This window comes from Serratia sp. 121840015-1, assembly GCF_053627655.1.
In genome coordinates this window covers 727,955-746,719 of record NZ_JBSEYF010000001.1, presented here as the reverse complement: position 1 = coordinate 746,719, position 18,765 = coordinate 727,955, and the positions used below count along the sequence as shown (strand labels likewise).

Here is an 18,765-nt window from a genome sequence, read left to right as displayed (position 1 = left end):
TGCCTGACCGGGAGACAGCCGCAGCGCGAGCGCTGCGGCCTTGGACAGCAATATTGATTTAGCTGATGGTGCCGTTAATCAGCCCATCGAGGCCTTTTTTGGAGTATTCCAGGGTGGTATCCCAGCCAACAACGGCCGCGGCCACGCCGCTGGCCACGCCACCCAGAATACCCGCAGCGACCATGCCAACGCCCTGGCCAATGGAGCCGACGCCCAGCAGACCACCGCCGTCGCCGCCGTGCTTACCGCCGATGACGGCGCCCGCCATGCTGCCGACCGCGGCGCCCAAAGCAACGGACGAAACGGCTTCCGCGGCATTCGTGACGGCGCTGCCAATCAGGCCGGCCAGCCCATTGCTCATATCCCAGGAATAGGCGCCTGACACTTCATTCATTTCGATAACAGACAGTTCTTTCATTGGTTAATCTCCATATTTAAACGGACAAACACAGCCATACATGCGTGTTGTCATTGCATTGGCATCGGCCTGCAGCGCCGGATGCCACCAATAATGCCGCGGGAAAAGACGGCATTATATTTTTGATACGGCTCCCTTAATTCTGCGTAATGGTGAATGTCATGACGGCATCGGCCTGCCCGGGGCTAATGTCCCCCGTCTGCTTATAACGCGCCATTAAGGGAATTCTGATCTCTTTTTCGGCAGCGGTGTGATAGTTAATCGGCCGGGAAAACGTGAGCGGATTACGGTTCTCGTCCAGGACCTCCACGGCAACGCCCTTTGCCGCATCAGAACCGTCGGCAATAGCGATCATGCCTACGCCCGGCGAATTTCCGGCCGCTTCAAACGTCACCTGTACCGGAATATTGTCTTCCTGGCATTGCAAGACCACGAAGAAGTTACGTTCGGAAGACACCGCGCTGCTGCCGACCCCATTAAATTCGCTGCGTTTTGGGCTGCCTAAGTCCACCGTTTGATTTTTATAATTCAAATCCACCAGGCAGCTTTTCTGAATGACCTTCATGCCGGAAATGCTCAAGTCCAATACCGAGGTCGAGTCCAGATAATATCTGGCGATAATCTTCCCCCCCATATCACCGCCGGTTTTAATCGGGCCGGTTTTGATAAACGTCAGCCTGACATCATTCCGGTTGATCCACGGCGTCAGCAGGTTGGGCGAAATCGCCGTATTGAAAGGCACGTTCTTATTGCTCTGCCACAGGTCCGAAATCGTCACGCCTACGCCGTCGATGCCCGTTTCAAACACGCCGGGCAGCGCACTCGGCGTCAGCGGCGACAGGGAGCGATAGGCCACCGAGCCCGAGCAAAGAAAAGAAAACGTCGTGCCGCTGATGCTGTTTTCCGTACGGACAGCCAACTGTTCGCCGATTTCAATACGCGGATCCACGGCCAGCGTCAGCAACCCCATGCGGATGGTTTTCGCGTTGGTGGTACAGGTGCCGGCATACGCCACCGTCGTTAGCGTCGCCAGCCATAGCAGAGCGCCGTAACCGAATATCCTGATAAAAACGTTCATTTTCACTCTCACTTAACAAGTCATGATGGATACGGAGCGAGATCTATTGGCAAACGCCATTGAGGGTTTGGATCCCTGCAGCAGGTTTCTCCGCCGGCAGTTGATAGCTGATGCGGCACTGATGCTCGGCATTTCGCCCCCACTGCACGATGAGTCGACCTTGTTCCGCCATGCCGGACAGATAAACCAACCCATCCCCACCAATCAGGAACGGCTGCGCCGAATGATCCGCATCGCGGACGCTGGCCCCCAGAGGGAGAGGCACCCCATGTGGATCCGTGACTCTCATCAGGATCCTTTTGCCGACGTGCGCCTTGAAATTCGCCCGGCTTACCGCGCCGCGGGTAGGCGTGACCGACTGGTTGGTCAGCGCGAGATCGACATCATCCGGCAAACTCTCCACATCAAGACGAATCGAGTTGTTGCGATAAGGGGTGGCGTAAGGAACGATGGCATAGCCGCGCCAGTCGGTTTTCACCCCGACCTGGTTGCCGACCGCCACATCGCTGGCGCCGGCCGCCGTCACCAGGGCGGCCGTCTCGCCAAAAGGCTGGCCGAAGGTGACGCCGTCTTCGTGGGCAATCACGCCCCCTTTCACGCCATAGTTGACGCGCTGTTGGCTGCGATCGTAAGCGTATCCCGCGACGAGTTCGCCGTAGGTGGCGCGCCAGTCAAGGTTGGCATTGCCGCTGTTGCCCTGGCCCTGATTGCCATACCCTTCCTGTACGCTCCAGTTGAGGTTGTTGCCGGCCAGCGCCGTGCCGTTGAGCCCCGCCGTATGGCTGGTATTGCCTTTTTGGCTGGTATTGAGGCTATAGGTGGCGTAGGTGTTGCTCAGCCATTTCTCCAACGGCACGCTGATATTGAAGGCAAACAGTTGGTCGCGATCGTAAATACGCCGTTGTCCCCGGCCTGAGTCACCGTAAATCGCCTGTGAATTACGGTTGTAGCTGTAGTTAAAACCGTAACTGATGCCATTCCAGCTATTGTTGTAACCCGCGCTCAGCGATTGCATGTTGCGCTCGGAATTCCAGTAATCTTCGCTGACCGCGCTGAGGGAAAGCGACCCCGCCCCCTCCCATAAATTCTGGTTGAGCGTAATCTCGGCGCGGTTTTTACGGCGGTCTGTCAGGGCGTAGCGGTTGCCGCTGCGGTAGGTGTCCAGCACTTCCTGCAGCCCATAATAGCCGCTGGTTGAATAGCGGTAGCCGGCAATGGCGAAGTTCGTGCCGGTCGCTACGATGTTTTTGCTGTAGCGCACGCGCCACGACTGGCCGTCGCTTTTCGGCTGATGTTCCTGTTTCGCCCAGGCCTGAGTCGCGTCCACCGACAGGGCGCCGAACTCGCCCAGGTTTTTACCCACCCCCAAGGCCAAGGATTGATACGGGCCGGCGAACTGTCCGCCGCCATAGAGGGTAAAGCCGGCCGGCAAGCCGTAAATCAGGCTGCCCTGAGAAAAAACCTTTTTCTCCACGCTGTGATCGTAGGTGCGGTATTGGCCGGACGTCAGCGCGTATTTCAGGCGCCCTTCGCGTTGCAATACCGGCAAGCTGGCAAAAGGCACGGTCATATGCTGTTCGCTGCCGTCCGCCTCTTTGATGGTCACGTCCAAATCGCCGCTGCCGCCGGTCGGATACATGTCAGAAATCTCGAACGCGCCCGGCGCGACATAACTCTGGTAGATGACATAACCGTTTTGGCGAATGACCACCTGCGCGTTGCTGCGCGCAATGCCGCGCACCACCGGCGCATAGCCGCGCAGGCTTTCCGGCAACATGTCGTCATCGGAGGCCAGCTGCGCGCCGCGAAACGACACGCTGTCAAACACATCGGACGGAGTGCTGCTTTCACCGAGCGTGAGCAAGCTCTTCAGGCTGATGATATTGCGCTGGGCGTAGGTATAGACGGTGTCCCAGCGATCTTCCGACTGCCGCCCGCCACCGCCGCTGTTGTAGCTCCAGGTGGTGTAATTCCGCACCCGCCAGGCTCCCAGATTGAACCCCGGCCGCAGGTTGAGGTAGTAGCTGCTTGCGCTCTGGGTAAAACGATCGCGCCCCTTGCTGTTGCTGCCGGTGAAACCGTAATTAAGCAGCATCGCCGGCATCCCTTCGTCCCACAGTTCGGGCGGTACATAACCACGCACCCGATTTTCCAACGCCGCCTGGGGAATGCTCAGCACCAGCCGCTGGCGGTTAAATTGAAATTGCGCCGAGGCCTGCGGGATGGCGGCCAAATTCGCGCACTCTTCCGCGCGGTTCAATGCGGGAAACCGCTCGATCTTCACGCCGAGCCGTTGTAAATCCTCCCCCGTCAGGCAAGGCTGCAGGCCGGCTTTATCGTCGCCGCCGGGCTTGATGACAAACCGAACATCACGCGTCTCCATCAGCATGTCATTCACCCAAATATCCACCCGATACTTGCCGGGCACCTGGTTGCCGTTTTCAAACACCGACAGGTCAACAGGCTGTTGGCCCGAACGCCCCGTTTCCAGCAACGCCGGATTGAAATAGTCACGGGAAAAGGCAGGGTTGGCCATGTTGCCGCATACCGCCGTGGTTGCCGTGAATAAGACGATGCGCTTCAGCCAAGCATCCCGCTTCGCTGCTCTACGCTGACGAGTTATCATTCATTAGCTCCATTATTGAATTCGTTATTCCCTTCTGCCGCCCATCCCCTGGCGGTTAAATACCTGACTGATGCTCCTTGCCGGTGCCGCCGTAGTCGTTAATTAATTTCCAACTGACCGACGACGCGCCAGAAACCGGCAATGAAAACATTTCACTACTCATCGGCGCGATATAAGTCACCTCTTTCATTTCGCGCCCGCCGATGCGAACATAATGAAAATTCATATAATACGGCGTGGGATTGGTGAGTTTTAATTCCTTGCCGACGCGCTGCCACGTCAACCGTTGAGTCACATCCTCGGGAACCTGTTTGAGCAACGCCGCAGGGCGATAAATCAGTTTGAGGCGCGTTTTTACCGCGATTTGCAACGTGTTCGACTTACCCGTGTGTTCTGTCGAAGGAATGGACTTTATATTCATCCAATACAGGCTCTCTTTATCCTTCGGTAAGTCATCGCCGACGCGGACGATGCGCAGCATATTCTCCTGATGCCCATCCAGACGAAATAAAGGCGGCGTAATAATAAAGGCTATCTTATCCACGCCGCTCTGTTGATTATCCAGCCAGGACTGGATTAAATAAGGTTCGTTGTCCGGGTTGTCGACGCTGATTGAGGCTTCTTTTTTTTCACCGTTAAAAATTACTCGCGTTCCACCGACAACCACACCGGCCTGCGCCGTAGAAAAAAATAATAATAAAATGAATCCCATTAGGGCACTGCAGCGATTAAACCGCATAATATTATCTCCGAGGCAATACGGCCCGCTGGAAACCAGCGGGCAAGAAAATATTATCAGTTGTAATTCAGCGTGAAGGTCGCGACGCTATTGGCTTTACCGGCAGTCACATCTGCAAGCGTGGAAATATAACGCGCGGTAAAATCAAGATTGTTTTTCACGCCGCTGCCGGAAGCCAGCGGATAGGCCGTTGAGGCCGTGTAAAGCGGAAGAACATTATTAGAAATATCAGACAGCTGGATGCCAACGCCCGTGGCGACATCCGTTTCCTGGGTCAGCTGCAATACGTTGTTGTCACCATTATCGGCCGAGCCGTCGAACTTAACGGTGGCGCTTTTTACCGTATCCGGACAATCCGTCACTTCCAGCGTAAATTTAGTCGCCGAGGAAGTGGATCCCTTGCCCCCCGCAAATGCCGTTCGGGCCACATCGCCCAGAACAACATTTAATGGATTACTCAAGTCATTTGTGACCTTGCACGCGGCATCAACAATATTCCCGGTAAAATTAACCTGCCCGTCTGCCGCCAGGGCCGGCAAAGCACTCGAAAAACTCGCCGCAACCAATGCCAACATAATCACTTTTTTTTCCATCATGGGTACTTCTCCTTTTGATTGGACAAACTTAAAAATATCCCTATCACGGCTAATCCGTGATAAGGCGAATAGGAGCTCCGCCCCTTTCACAGTTAATTATGCTTGGCTTTCCCTCTTTAGCAATACATAAAATCAATGTAAAGATGAGAAAAGATAATTACCCCGAATCGAATTGGCATCATTCTTATTTTTATTTTAAAAAAACCAAAAAAAAGGCGTTTCTTGATTCATTCCTCTGGCCGAAAAGGAAATGTTTATCAGCGTGCTTCATACACCACCCACAAGATAATCCACTCATTTCCCCTTCAATGAATGCGCACAAGGATTAATCGTCACAAATATGAAAGACACCGCACGAGCGCGAATAACCGGAGAGGTTTTTTATTCTTGCAAGGGGAAATGACGAGCCGACGGATAAACCAGAGGATGCAGCGAAGGTTAGGCGTTCAGAAGCGGTAAAACATGGGGGCGTGCTTTCTCTTAAATAAGAAAACGCCGACAATAAAATCAGCGTAATCATGCTGCGGGAAGGGAACCGCCCTCGATCATCAGCGATTCCCTTCCGACGCAGGTTAATTCAGCGATGTGGCCGCGTTCTTTTGATGCTCAATTCATAATAAACGCTTCTCCGTCTTATTTTCAGCGGGATTAGTCGTCATGGCGATAATCTTCTCCCAGCCCTCGGCCCGGTAAGGTTTCACACGCCAGGCCATCGCCCGCCGGTGCGGCGATCGGGTAGCGATCGTCAGGGGTGATAAAGACCGGCGAGGTCGCGATATACCCGTCGCTAAACTCGGCTTCGATAAAGGTGGCCTCCCAACCCTGTGCAGGGGCGTTCAGCCGAAATTCACCGCGGTTCGCCTCCAGCGGCGCCGAGGTATAACGCACGCCGCACGAGTAGCGAAAATCTCGGGCCGTGCGGTTATGCGCAGTCCAGCGCAACACCCTGATCGGCGGCTCGGAAAAGCGGAGCGTGCGCAGCGCCGTCTCTGAGGCGTTGCTCTGCACCTCGATCGTCGGTAGCGCAATATCACGCTGACGACGGTTGACCAAGGCCAGAACAGCGCGTTCGGGGACCGTGCGCTCGTCGCTGGCGATGGCTCGCATCGAGACCTCCCCCGGCAGCTTATTCAAATAAAACCGCGTGCTGTCGGGCGGATAGCGTTCGTCGCCGCCGGCGACGATGAAATACTTCGGCGCCTGAGGCCGCCCGCGCTCGGCCAGAGGGGGATATTCGATGGGATCTTCAATCTGCATCAGCTTGTCAAACGCCGGGGTCTCTATGCGCCGATCGATGCCCAGTTGGTAATAAGGATGAAACGCCAAAGGCCAACGCCCGCCATACGTGCGATAGGTATGCTTCATCACCTGCCGCGCCGCGATCCCCTCAGGGAAAATGGCGGCCACGGCATCGATGCGCTCATCTGAAAGCGCCGTCAGCATGGCCGTGGTTCCCCCCTCAGACACGCCCGCGACGATAAATTTGTCTATCCCCCACTGGCGCAATTCGCGTTGCGCCAGCGTCATGGTTTGCGACAGCGCCGCCGTCATCGGGATATGCAGCGGCATCATCAAATATTCATCGGCATCATCCAGGAACAATCGCCATCCCCTCGCCCGGCTATCCGCCCCTGAACGGCGCCGTCCCTCATTTTGGTATTCCAGGTACGGGTAAGGCAGCCGATTGACCACCACCACCACCGTTTTGCTCTGCGCCGCCAGCGCCTCGGCGGAAAACGCCGGCTTTTGATTGCCCGACGTTCCCGGGCCGGCGGCGCTGCACGCGCAGTCTTCGCTCATCACCAGCAACGCTTTACCGGTGAATGCCCCGTTGGGAATATAAATGTCCACGTCGTGCCACCACTGCGTCGGCCGGATCGCGTCTTGCGGCGACCAGGATTGCGACATCAGCCGATAATGACGAATTTCCGCGTGTTGGCCGCTCTCCACGCTTTTTAACGAAAATGACAGGGGCAGCGTGGCCAGTTGCTGGTTATAGCAAGGGATCACCGTCTGTAATGCTGGGTGCTCATCGGCGAAGCAGGTGTCTTCCTCCTTGGCCGCGGCGTACCGGCAGACGGCCAAAGCCAGCCAAATCAAGGTAATATAAGCGGAGATCTTTAACATTTTTCCCCCACGATAATTGGCGTTGCCCCGCCCTCGCAGGCCAGCGCGGCGGCAAACGGGCATCAACAGCCTCACGAGGCGTGATGAAATAATATCGGGTAGCCGAAGCTGTCTTTTTCGAACATCACATCGTTCTCGTTTTCGCCCACCAGCACGCTATAGATGCGGTTCTCCTGATAACGACTCATGGCGACATAGAGCACGACCTCGCGATGATCCGTCAGGGTGAACTGCCTGCGCTTGGCAGTAATTTCCAACGTAAACGCCACCACGGGATTGTTGTTTAAAAACACCGCGGTCTGTCTCATGGACAGGATTCTGGCCTGCGCTTTCTCCGCGACCTGAAAGGGGGTGGCGTCACTGGGGTAGCGGATATCCATCTTCTTTTGGATATAGATGACGTTAAACACCGCCAATGCCACCGCCACAAAAAGATTGATAACCATAATCAGCATGATTTTATTTGCCATTCATCCTCCCGCCCCGTTCCCTGCACCGCGCTCGCGGTTGATTTAAAAGTGCCCTTGCGGGCACTTTTCATTAGAGGCTCAAGAGGATTTGCGGCCAAACAACTGCGAGAACGCGCTAATCCCGGCATCGATGACGGCGCCAATGCCTTCACCGAGTTTTGCGCCGGCGTTTGACGCATCCGCATGGATACCGAAAAGACCGGTGCCGGCATCCACGATGGCGCCAATACCCGTACCCAGGATTTTGCCGGCGTCGGAAGCGATGCCCGCGCCGGATACCGCCATAACTTCTGCTTCAGTCAGTTCTTTCATACTCGCTCCTTTGCATTAATCTAAGTGTTCCGTTTTGAGAAAATGAAACCCTCACTGTTCGTTCACCTCCTTATGTCTGCCAATAAACCTCGCCCGGTGAAAACGTCAGAACAGACCGAATTCACGACAGAGATAGTCTGCGACGCCATTGCGGCTATTGGGCAACGCCACCGGATTCAACGGCAGAGCGCGTTTCAATTCGCTCATGGCATTGCCCATGACCACGCCCGTTCCGGCCCAGCGCAGCATGTCCAGATCGTTCATCGCATCGCCGAAAGAGAGGCAATCGCGCATCGCTATCTGTTTGGAATTCAAATAGTCGGCCACGCTTCTGGCCTTGGAAATATGCTTATCCATGATGTCTATCGTTTCCGTGGAGGACTTACAGATGGACAGCGTTTTGCCGAAGGCCTGGTTGACCTGGTCAAAGAGCGTCTCGATCGGCGCCGCGTCGCCATGCACCAGTACCTTCAATATCCGCTGCCGCTTCATGGCCTCAGGCTCGACATAGCGGCAGGCCACGCCCGACGTTTTGACGTAGTCAGAAAAATGCGGATTCTCTTCGGCCATCATCCAGCCCTCTCGGGTGAACAGGGTCACGTGGAACGGGCTGGCGAATAAAAAATCGATCAGCCCGGTTTGCAGCTCTGCGGGCAAAAAATAGCTTCTATCCGCCACCGCCTGCCCTTCGATGTTGACCATCGCGCCGTTGCAAGAAACGATCACCGGCGAGAACCCCAGCCCATCCACGATCCCGCGCGCATCCGCATCGCAGCGCCCCGTTGCAATGACGATTTCCAACCCCCGACGCTGTAAAATGTTGAGCGTTTCCACCGTCACATCGGATAAATTCCCGGACGGATCGAGCAAGGTGCCGTCAAGATCGCTCACGATCGCCCGGTACTTTATTTTGCCGTCGACTGCCAGCCACATATCATGCCTCCTCAGCCTGGATAATCCCGTCCTCAGCGCAGATGTCGCTGTCGGGCGGGAGATTGGCGATCGCGAGCGCAATAATCAGAAAACGTCGGCCCAATTCGACGATGTTTTCCCGAGCGATCTCGTGGGAATCATAAAACAGTGAAATGGCGAGCCGTTCCGCCTCGGGGAACAGGCACAGCACCGTTTGGTGATTGCTGCCGCTGACGATATCCATCACGCGGCACTGAAATGGCAGCCGCGGATCCATCGCCGGTTTCGGCATGTTTTCGAACACGAACAGGCTGCCGAACGGCGAGGTGGGCACCCAATTCTCGTCGTATCGATTCAGTTCGGAAAAGGCGTATTTCTGCCGGAAGGTTTGTGAATCCGCGATGTCATCCAGCAGCTCATAAAGGGGGCGGCGGCGAATCGCCCGCAACCGCAGCACCGGGCTTGCGACGCACAGGCCAAACAGCGTCTGCACCTGCTCAATGTCGGCCGGGCGCTCGCTCATGGTCGTGCCGATGGCGATATCATCGCAAGCCAGCGCCTCGGCCAGCGCCAGCATCCAGGCCAGCTGCGTCAGTTGGTTGACCGTGATCCCCTGCCGCCGACAAAACGCGGTGAGGCGCGCCATCTGCGCGCTGGAGAATTCGTCGCCATGCTGACGCATCCGGCGCCCCTGCGGTACGAGCTGCGGTGCGGCAGTCAGCGGCAAGCGTTGATTGACCGGCGCATCCCGCAAATAGTCTGCCCAGAAGGCCCGCGCCTCAGGATCATTGCCGTGCGTGCGCACATGGGCGGCAAAAGGCTCGAATCGGTTAATCTCCAGCGCCGGCACCCGGCCCGCCAACAGGGCGAGGTAATCGTTGAACCACTGGCCGAACAAGACCCCCAGCGACCATCCATCAAACAGAATGTGGTTAAAGGTCTGCACCAGATAGTGCTCGTCCGCATGCAACCTGATGAGGCGCCAGCGAATCAACGGCGGCGCATCCAGCTCAAACGCGGTCTCCCTCTCCCGGGCCAGCAGCGCCTCCATCCGTTCCTCCAGAGAGGCTGGCGCGGCATCCGACCAATCGTCCATCGCGATCGGCGCCTGCAGCGTCTCGCAGATAAAGACGTTGGGCCGGCCGCGGCGGGTTTGATCGTCAAATCCGGCGCGCAGCATTTCAAACCGCTGCAGCGCCAGCGCCCACGCCTGATTCAACACGGCCGGTTGCAACGGCCCCGCGATCTCATAAACCGCCTGGTCGATCTGATACTCGCGGTTGAGTCGGTTGAAATACATCAACTCTCGCTGGGTTACCGTGGCTTCGAAAACGGCGGCAAGGCGATGCTTTTGCTGCCAGCGATCCAATTCGGCGAGGCTGACGTCGGCATGGGGGAAGTCGCCCGTGCTGGCGAGACAAACGCCATTGCCGGCTTCGTGGCAACAGTGCTCAACCAGCGCCGACAGGCTGTCGACATAGTGCGACCCGATCCGCGACAGCGTTTCATGCGGCAGCAGACCTGACATGACGATGCTTAGCCGATCGTCGTGAACATAAAGCACCAGATCCAATACGTTGCCGCTGACCGGCATCGCGCCATTTTCCAAATCCGCCGTTTGGTCGATCAAGGCCCATAACGCGTCGTCGGCCTGCTCGTTGAACGCGCCGAGATAATTGAACGAAATGGCCGGCAGGCGGTGGCGCCGCAGGCAAGCCGGCACCTCATCGCCCGGCGCTGAAGCGTATTTCAGCGCCGAATAACCGATACCGTGGTCAGGCATCTTTCTCAGCCGGTCCTTGATGGCGCGCAGCGTGGTTTTTTGGCACTCGTGCGCGGTAATGCGCAAAGGCATCAAGGCGGTGAACCAGCCGACGGTGCCCTCAAGCCGGATCTTATCGTCATTGATATCGCGGCCATGGTGCTCCAGCGTGAGGTAACTGTCCGCACTGCCGTGCCATGCCTGCAGCACCGGCGCCAGGGCCGCTAACAGCACTTCGCGCACCGAGGTTTTGTAGGCCTGGTGGCAACCGTCCATCAGCAGCGCGGTCAACGCCACGTCGCACTCGAAGCGGCAAAATTCAGGGGCCTGCACCACGCCGCTGAGCGTGGCGTAATCGGGCTGCCCGGCGATCATCGCCAGCCAGTAAGTGCATTGGTCTTGCCGGGTTGCCGCGTATTGCCTTAACCGTTCTCCCCATTGGCGGTAGCTGGTGCCTTTTGCCGGCAGCGATCCCCCCTGATGCAACCGCTGCAGGTCGCTGACGATGATGCGCCAGGAAACCACATCGACGATCAGATGATGAAACGCGCAGAACATCAGCGCGTAGCCGGGGGCGCGGCTGTCAAAGATATAAACGAAGCGGCACATCGGCCCTGCCGCCGGATCAAACCCCGATTGCCATTGACGCAGCAGCTCGGCGCGGCTTTGGCGACAAAGCGCCAGGTCATAGTAGCCCCATGAAGGGCCGCCGTCGGCCGCTGACAGGTAGCGCTGCGCCACGATGACGCCGGCGTCGTCGACGCTAAAACGCGCGCGCAGCATGTCATGCTGATCCGCCAGCGCGGCCACCAGATCGGCGACCTGTTCGGCGGACATCGGCGGTACCCGCACCAAAAAAGTCTGGTTGAAGAAGGCGCCGCGGTTCGGCGCCAGCTCACGGTACCAGCGCTGAATCGGCAGCAGCTCGAATTCGCCCTGCAGCTCGCCCTGTTCATTGAGCGCGGTAACCGCGTCTTGCTGCCGCAGAATGCGCTGGGCCAGAGCCCGCGCATTTCTGGTTTCGAACACCGCACGCGAGTTACTGTGGTAACCCGACTTGCTCAATTCGCTGGTGAACACAATGCTTTGGATCGAATCGCCGCCCAATCGGAAAAAGTCGTCGTCGATACCCACGGTCTCCACGCCAAGAATGCTCGACCACAGAGAGCAAATCAGCGCCTCCAGCGGGTTCTCCGGCGCGGCATAACGCCCGCTTTGCGCGAATTGCGGCGCGGGCAAGGCCGAACGATCCAACTTGCCGTTAACCGTCAGCGGTATCTCGTCAATCTCGACATAGCTGGACGGCACCATATAATCCGGCAAACCGCGCTCAAGCCGGGCGCGCAGCTCAGCAGGATCCCAGGCCACGCCCCGCGCCATCAGCAAATAAGCGGCAAGGCGCTTGCTGTCGCGATGGGCGACATCCACCACGACACATTTTTCGACGCCATCCAGGGCATTGATCGCATTTTCTATCTCGCTGAGTTCAATCCTGAATCCGCGAATTTTCACCTGGCAATCATTTCTGCCGAGATATTCCAGGTTGCCGTCGCGCAGCCAACGCACCCGATCGCCGGTTTTATATAAGCGCCGGCCATTCAGTTCGATAAAACTCGCCTGGGTTTGCTGCGGCTGGTTGAGATAGCCGCGCGCCAGCGCTGAACCGCCGATATACAACTCGCCGGCCAACCCCGGCGGCAGCGGCTGCAGCCAGCGATCCAGCACGTAGAGCTCGCGCCCCGGTATCGCTCTGCCGATGGGAATGCTGCTGCGCGCTTCGTCTGGAGCGATAGCGTACATCGTGGTGAACGTGGTGCATTCGGTGGGGCCATAGCCATTGATGACCCACTGCGGACGGTGAGGTTGCCGCACCAGGCGCTGCATCAGCGTGGCGGTCAGCGCCTCCCCGCCCACCAGCAGATAGCGCAGCCCGGCAAACAGCTCCGCATTACTGAGATAAAGGTGATCGAACAGGCTGCGCGTGGCCCAGAGAATCGACACCTGCTGCCGACGCAGCAGCGCTTCCAGCTGCGGCACATCGCCGGCGATATCTTCCGTGTCGCGGATAACCACCAGTTTGGCGCCGTTGAGCAAGGCACCCCACACTTCGAACGTCGCCGCGTCGAACGCCGGGCTGGACAGGAACAACAAGACATCTTCGGGCGTAATCGCGATGCCGGACGCGGTCGCCAACCCGCACATCGCCTGTTGCTCGAGCATCACGCCTTTCGGCACTCCCGTCGATCCCGAGGTATAAATGATCGCGCCAAGCCGTTCGGCGGCGGTGACCACCGGCAGATTATGCCGTTCATGCGGCAGGCGGCTCAGATCGCCCAGTGTCAGCACGGCCTGGGGATGCGGCATCATCGCCGCCAACGCTTCCGCCGCCGTCTGCATAGAGGGCCCGGCAATCACCAAGGCCGCCCGCGTTTCCGCAAGAATATGTTGAATACGCGCCTGGGGATAATGGCAGGAGATCGGCACATAGGCCGCGCCGGTTTTCAGCACCGCCAGCAGCGCCACGACCATTTCCAGGCTTTTTTCGCTGTATAGCGCGATCGGCGCGTCGGCCTGGGGCTCGGCCCCGGTCAGCGACGCATAGCGAAGCACGATCTCGCGCGCCAGGCTGTTCGCCATGCCGTTCAACTCACGGTAGCTGACGCGCAGCCCCTCATACTCCAGCGCGATGTTTTCCGGATAGCGTTGCGCGATCGCTTCAAAACGGGCGCTGAGGGTCTCCCCTGGCAGCGGGAGACTCTCATTATCCGGCGGCGACCTGTCGGCGGCGGGATAGAAGGCCATGTGGCTTAACGGGGCGTCAGGCGCGCTCATCGCCTGTTGCATCAGGCGAGTAAAATGCGCCGCGCAGTCGCGCATGTCTTCCTCGTCAAACATGCCCTGGCGAAAGCGCAACCGGAACTGCAACGCATCAATATCGGCCCGGTCTTCGTATTCCAGCGAGAGCGCCGCGCTGGCCATATCGTGATTGGCTTCGAATAGCGGCCAGGTGGCGCAATCGGCCAGCGGCAATGCCGCATCGCGCAAGTTGGTTTGGGCAAAGGAGATCGGTAACGCGCGGATCCCCAACGCCCGCACCACCTCTTGCGTGGGCAGCTGGTTAAAACGTTGGCGCGACTGCGGCGGCGCGGCGGTAATAAATGCCAGCGCCCGTCGATAAACGTCGGAAAAACTCGCGCCGTCACGCAAAGAGAGAGGCAACACGCTGGTGTTCACATGGCCGCCCAGCGCAAACTTTTGCCCCTTCTTTATCGACACCGGATAGCTGATGTAGACCGTTTCCTGATTGCCACTGCGCGCCATCAAGATGCCCCACAGCACCAGCAACGCCAGGAAATCATTCACTCGCCGTATCCCCGAGGCCTGTTTCAGCGCTTTCCATTGCGCTTTGGGAAAGTGGAAGCGCAGCTCGCCCGCTTCGTCTTCACGGCCGGCGCCGCTTCGCTCAAACGGCACCTCGAGCGCGCCCAAACTTTCCGCTTCGGCGCGCCAATGCGCCAGCGCCCCCTCGGCGGCCAGTTGCTTCACCTCCTGCTGTAGTTGCCGGTTAACGGCGGCGATCTCGGCCGCCTCGACGCGCGTCGCCAGCCGCTGCTGGCGATAGTACTGGCTCACCAGGGAGAAAAACTCGTCGGAAGAGGCGCCGTCAATCACCAGATGGTGGCCGACCAACGCCAAGGTATAGCGCCGCTCCCCCTCGGCGAATAGTGCCCAACGATAAAGCGGCCCGCGGTAAATATCGAAGGGCCGGCGAATCACTTGCGTCAGCAGCGTACGGTCCGTGTAATGCTGCAACGGATGGATTGCGTCATTGCGGCGCCAATACAGCTCGCCATCCTGTTCATGAATATGGCTGTTCAGCAGAACATGATCTTGCACCAGCGCATTCAGCGCGGCTTGCAACCGGATGGGATCCAACGCGCCCTCAATTCGCTGCAGCACCAATACGTTGTAATTGCAGCCTTCAGGATGGCGATCATATTCATCGATAAAAACTTTTGAGTAGGGTGATACAGGAATTTCTTCCATGACAAACACTCCATTTAGAAGACACAAGCCCTGCTTAACGGCGATCCATGCGGCATACCCAAACCTCTTTCGGCATCAGATCGCTTATCTTTTGTGAGTAATAGCCGATAAGCATGTTGATGCGTTTTTCTGAAATGACCTCCGCCGCCTGAGCGCAAACCGACTTATAAAAAGCGAGGGGGATCATTACTTTGCAACGGCTATGCAGATGCCGACACACACCGATGGCCCAGGAAAAACACTCCCTGGAAGGGTTGGAAATATCCAAGAGTTCGGCACATTCATGAGAACAGCCAATCACGGCGTAGTGGCTGCCTTTGTTGATATAATGAATTTTATGGTACAGGGGGTGTTTTTCAATATACTCAAAGGCGCGGCGATCTTTTTCCCGCCCTAAATTATTGATGAAGCTTGCCTGCTGTGCGAGCCCACTTTCAGCAAAACGAAATGCCATAAACTTGTCAGGCTTTAAGGTTAATTCGACATAAGGATAGATTTGGGTGTTGGTTGTTAAATACTTTCTAAATATTTTTTCGTAAACCCGGATCTTCCTGTCATCGGAAAAGCAAATATCCGCCGCCACGTCCGACCGTCTGGCCTGCAGGAAAAAATCTTTCAGTACGGTGGCGGACTTTACCTGACGATGGATGCCAAGATCGCCAAGCATATTGACATTGACACCAACACCGTTGATCTTAAAGGGATAAAAGCTTGAAACGAACATCCCGAGATAACGTTCGCGATCCTTGTAGAATATGCCCGTCTTCTCCCTTGGCGCGCCACAATGCGGATCGAGCAGATGCTTCCAGTGCAGGAAACGCTCCCCGCCCAGATCTCTGCCATAAAGGTCCTGCAATAATTTGAAATGATTTTTGGAAACCGTTTCCCTTACAAAATCAGCCATGTTTTATCTCCCTATAAAACCTATTCCATGCCAGGCGGCAACCATGAACGATCGCCGCCTGCGCCGGTAAAAATACCGAATCAGATCGTCACTTTCCCCCTCTCCATTAACAAGAGTCGCTGTGCATTTTTAACCAGCGCAAGAATTCAATATTGTTATCGATATTCAGTTTTCTCATCGCAGAGCGTTTATGAATGCTGACCGTTTTCGGACTGATGCCGAGCAACATCGCAGTTTGATTTTGCGAGTATCCCAGATGAATCAGACGGCACACCTTCCCTTCGCTAAAGGTCAACTGGGTGCGGCAACGCGGGCAATAGCTTGAAACCAAACTGTTTTTCTTGCGATAGCAAACCATGACCTTATCCACGATCGCCGCCACGCCGTCTTTGCGCGTAATGCTTCCGGCCTCTAGATTGCAATGGATTTTTGGAAAAATCGTTTTATGCTCCAGTATTGAAAAATAGAGCGGAATAGAAGAAAAGTTGCCCTGCAAAAGCTGGGTATGGCAAAAATTGATGGACACCCGCTTATCCGGCGCCCGGAATATAATGTTGGCCCGTTCCTCTCCCGTGATCTTGGCCTTGACACCATTCTGGAGAAAACCCTCTTGCAAGGCGAGCCCCAACCCAAGCTTGAAAAATTGATTTTGATCGACGATAGCAATATTGACGCGCTCCATTAACAAACCTCCCTTTTGACTACGCTTGCCCACTCTCCTTACTGCAATATGATTGCTGTGATTATTTTTTAGTTTTGAGATGCTTTTTAATAAAAAAGCGTTATATGCGATGCGGAAACGTCTTCGCCTCGCAAAAAGTGTATTTTATATATAATGATATAAACTCATCAGCCCTGGAGAGCACACAAAAGCAAGACGCGGGGAAGTACCGCGTTCACAAGGTAAAGGGTTACCGTAAGATATATTTATAGTGCATCATTGCCATCCGTGATACGGTGCCAATAATTTTCTCTGATAAGTTAATTTTACTCCAAGAGCGCAATATATCCAGATAAATATCGAAAAAAACATAATATAGAACATAACACGGCTCTGTATTGATTGTTAAGAGCATCCGATTATGGTTTAGGACTTTACTTAGAAGAAAGACGGGATAATGCTTTATCTCGAGATGTGCCGTTACCCTGGCAGGCCATATTAAAAAACCCTCTATAACCATATTAATCCTATTGTAAAAAAAATGCATAAAGAAAAGCTACACTTTATGGCGATAAGTGATTCCAAAAAAATGCGTTGATGGGTTGAAAAAAGGCGAACGCATCGTCCGTGGATATAAGAGAATCCAGGCAGGGACAGAGATTATTCAGCGGTGTGACGAAAAACAAGAAGAACTCAATCGGTGTTGCCGATGCGGAACATTGTTTATATCTTTTTTAATCTCACCAGTTTTTTAGCCTCCAGGCAGGCGATCAGCCCGAGGTGATCTTTTTTTAACTGCTTATGACTTCCGATGGGGAGAATCAGTTTCACCGTTTGCAACTTACCGTGATTATTATAGATATCAAAGACAATCACCGGCGGGCCATACCCCTGGATCAGGCAGTCTAAAAACCGCAGAGCGGCGCAGCCCAAGCGGCTTCTGGCCTCGGTGACAATTTTTTCCGCCAGATCTTCATAGCGGAAAGGTCTTTCCGGTGTCGTCAAAACCTTCATAAATTCCCCTTCAGATATAGGTCATTCAGATTGAAAATAAAAACCGGCATCCCTCATTCAGCACGAGCGGGGAGACGAAAATCAGGCTTCGGCAATATATACTCTAACGATACGAAATTAAAATAACAAACAACAGAATAGTATAAAAAATAGTAATACTTCTGTTGAAAAAAAGACCTGATTTGCAATAATGAAATTGCCTGAAGTAAAGGGCTAACTGAAAAAGGAGTTTCAATCATGAAAGAACTATCCGCAATTGAAATTGAACAAGTGAACGGTGCTGGTTTTTTTGGTGACGTAGGGACACTGATTGGCAGTGCAGTGGGAACCGGTATTGATACCATTTCCGCGATTGCCGGTGTTAACCCGGATGCCAAAACCGTTGTCGGCACCATCGGTAAAGGTATTGGTCTGGCCGTCGATGCGCTGATCTCCAGCGGATTGCAGATCATTTCAAAACTGTAATAACGCATTTTCATCCCTTCCTATTTTTTTAATTCGTTTCACTTTAAGCACCTTAGCGGGTGCTTTTTTTTACCTCAAAGAATCAAAAAAGATAAAAGGTCAGAAAAAGCATCATCCAAAAAAACAGGCTGGGGATCACTACAATAAAAAAGCCCATGCGTTTGTTGGCATTTTTTAACATCCATTCGTTGATCATCTCACCTCTCCTTGTGAATACCAGGGGGCATTTCGGCCCCCCGCTAAATTACCCACCGAGTTGCAGATTACAGTTTCGGCACTTTGGAAAAGAAGTCCGCCATTTCGTGCGGGAACCCTTTCGCAATCGCCGGGCGAAGATCGTCCATAGAAACATTAAAATCTTTCGGCTGTTCGCCCGTTTGCATTTTTTGGTGTGCGTTCACATTCGACTGCAGCCCATTAAAAATGCCCTTCATATTGCCGAACATATCATCGCAAGATTTTGTCACGTTACTCATGACCGACTTGGCCGCATCCGGCCCCGACATTTGAATATTGCTGACGCCTTGCATAAACGGCTGGCTCAGCGACGATTGGGAGTTGGTGCCCAAATTGCCGCCGGCCTTCATGGTTTCTAAAATTTTGGCTGGATCTAACATGTTTATCACCTCTTTAC

15 protein-coding genes are annotated in these 18,765 nt (G+C 55.2%); 1 reads left to right on the top strand and 14 read right to left on the bottom strand.

The features are described from left to right. Nucleotides 1-58: 58 nt before the first annotated feature. The 13 genes from ACUXAC_RS03580 to ACUXAC_RS03520 form a co-directional block, all read right to left on the bottom strand. Nucleotides 59-418, bottom strand: coding sequence for a hypothetical protein (locus ACUXAC_RS03580; RefSeq protein WP_060420470.1), 360 nt, complete (start codon nucleotides 416-418; stop codon nucleotides 59-61). A 136-nt stretch (nucleotides 419-554) separates the two neighbouring features. After that, nucleotides 555-1,496 carry a fimbrial protein gene (locus ACUXAC_RS03575; RefSeq protein WP_060420468.1) on the bottom strand — a complete coding sequence of 314 codons (942 nt, stop codon included), beginning with the start codon at nucleotides 1,494-1,496 and terminating at the stop codon, nucleotides 555-557. 43 nt (nucleotides 1,497-1,539) lie between these two features. Continuing rightward, nucleotides 1,540-4,122 (bottom strand): fimbria/pilus outer membrane usher protein, encoded by a 2,583-nt coding sequence (locus tag ACUXAC_RS03570; protein WP_087763125.1) that lies wholly within the window; start codon nucleotides 4,120-4,122, stop codon nucleotides 1,540-1,542. 55 nt (nucleotides 4,123-4,177) lie between these two features. Next, on the bottom strand, nucleotides 4,178-4,861 hold the full coding sequence (locus tag ACUXAC_RS03565) for a fimbrial biogenesis chaperone (RefSeq protein WP_060420464.1): 684 nt from the start codon (nucleotides 4,859-4,861) through the stop codon (nucleotides 4,178-4,180). Between the two features lie 56 nt (nucleotides 4,862-4,917). Further along, on the bottom strand, nucleotides 4,918-5,457 hold the full coding sequence (locus ACUXAC_RS03560) for a fimbrial protein (RefSeq protein WP_454266485.1): 540 nt from the start codon (nucleotides 5,455-5,457) through the stop codon (nucleotides 4,918-4,920). Nucleotides 5,458-6,105: 648 nt separating this feature from the next. Beyond that, nucleotides 6,106-7,584 (bottom strand): PhoPQ-activated protein PqaA family protein, encoded by a 1,479-nt coding sequence (locus ACUXAC_RS03555; RefSeq protein WP_454266484.1) that lies wholly within the window; start codon nucleotides 7,582-7,584, stop codon nucleotides 6,106-6,108. A 71-nt stretch (nucleotides 7,585-7,655) separates the two neighbouring features. Further along, complete coding sequence (locus tag ACUXAC_RS03550; protein ID WP_060439610.1) at nucleotides 7,656-8,054, bottom strand: hypothetical protein; 399 nt, start codon at nucleotides 8,052-8,054, stop codon at nucleotides 7,656-7,658. A 78-nt stretch (nucleotides 8,055-8,132) separates the two neighbouring features. Further along, on the bottom strand, nucleotides 8,133-8,366 hold the full coding sequence (locus tag ACUXAC_RS03545; protein WP_038872255.1) for a hypothetical protein: 234 nt from the start codon (nucleotides 8,364-8,366) through the stop codon (nucleotides 8,133-8,135). A gap of 105 nt (nucleotides 8,367-8,471) precedes the next feature. Next, nucleotides 8,472-9,299 carry a Cof-type HAD-IIB family hydrolase gene (locus ACUXAC_RS03540; RefSeq protein WP_060420458.1) on the bottom strand — a complete coding sequence of 276 codons (828 nt, stop codon included), beginning with the start codon at nucleotides 9,297-9,299 and terminating at the stop codon, nucleotides 8,472-8,474. 1 nt (nucleotide 9,300) lies between these two features. Continuing rightward, nucleotides 9,301-15,087, bottom strand: a complete 5,787-nt coding sequence (locus ACUXAC_RS03535) for an amino acid adenylation domain-containing protein (RefSeq protein WP_454266483.1) — start codon at nucleotides 15,085-15,087, stop codon at nucleotides 9,301-9,303. 34 nt (nucleotides 15,088-15,121) lie between these two features. Next, nucleotides 15,122-15,991 carry a hypothetical protein gene (locus tag ACUXAC_RS03530; protein ID WP_412008168.1) on the bottom strand — a complete coding sequence of 290 codons (870 nt, stop codon included), beginning with the start codon at nucleotides 15,989-15,991 and terminating at the stop codon, nucleotides 15,122-15,124. Between the two features lie 106 nt (nucleotides 15,992-16,097). After that, a complete protein-coding gene (locus ACUXAC_RS03525; protein WP_060420452.1) occupies nucleotides 16,098-16,673 on the bottom strand; it encodes a helix-turn-helix transcriptional regulator in 576 nt (191 codons plus the stop codon). 702 nt (nucleotides 16,674-17,375) lie between these two features. After that, nucleotides 17,376-17,666, bottom strand: a complete 291-nt coding sequence (locus tag ACUXAC_RS03520; RefSeq protein WP_038872271.1) for a hypothetical protein — start codon at nucleotides 17,664-17,666, stop codon at nucleotides 17,376-17,378. Nucleotides 17,667-17,903: 237 nt separating this feature from the next. Here ACUXAC_RS03520 and ACUXAC_RS03515 point away from each other — a divergent pair, with 237 nt between their 5' ends. After that, complete coding sequence (locus ACUXAC_RS03515; RefSeq protein ID WP_019453435.1) at nucleotides 17,904-18,131, top strand: hypothetical protein; 228 nt, start codon at nucleotides 17,904-17,906, stop codon at nucleotides 18,129-18,131. Nucleotides 18,132-18,394: 263 nt separating this feature from the next. Here the strand turns inward: ACUXAC_RS03515 and ACUXAC_RS03510 are convergent, their stop codons facing one another. Further along, nucleotides 18,395-18,748: a DUF6277 family protein gene (locus ACUXAC_RS03510; protein ID WP_004935323.1), complete on the bottom strand. Its 354-nt coding sequence runs from the start codon at nucleotides 18,746-18,748 to the stop codon at nucleotides 18,395-18,397. Nucleotides 18,749-18,765 lie beyond the last annotated feature (17 nt).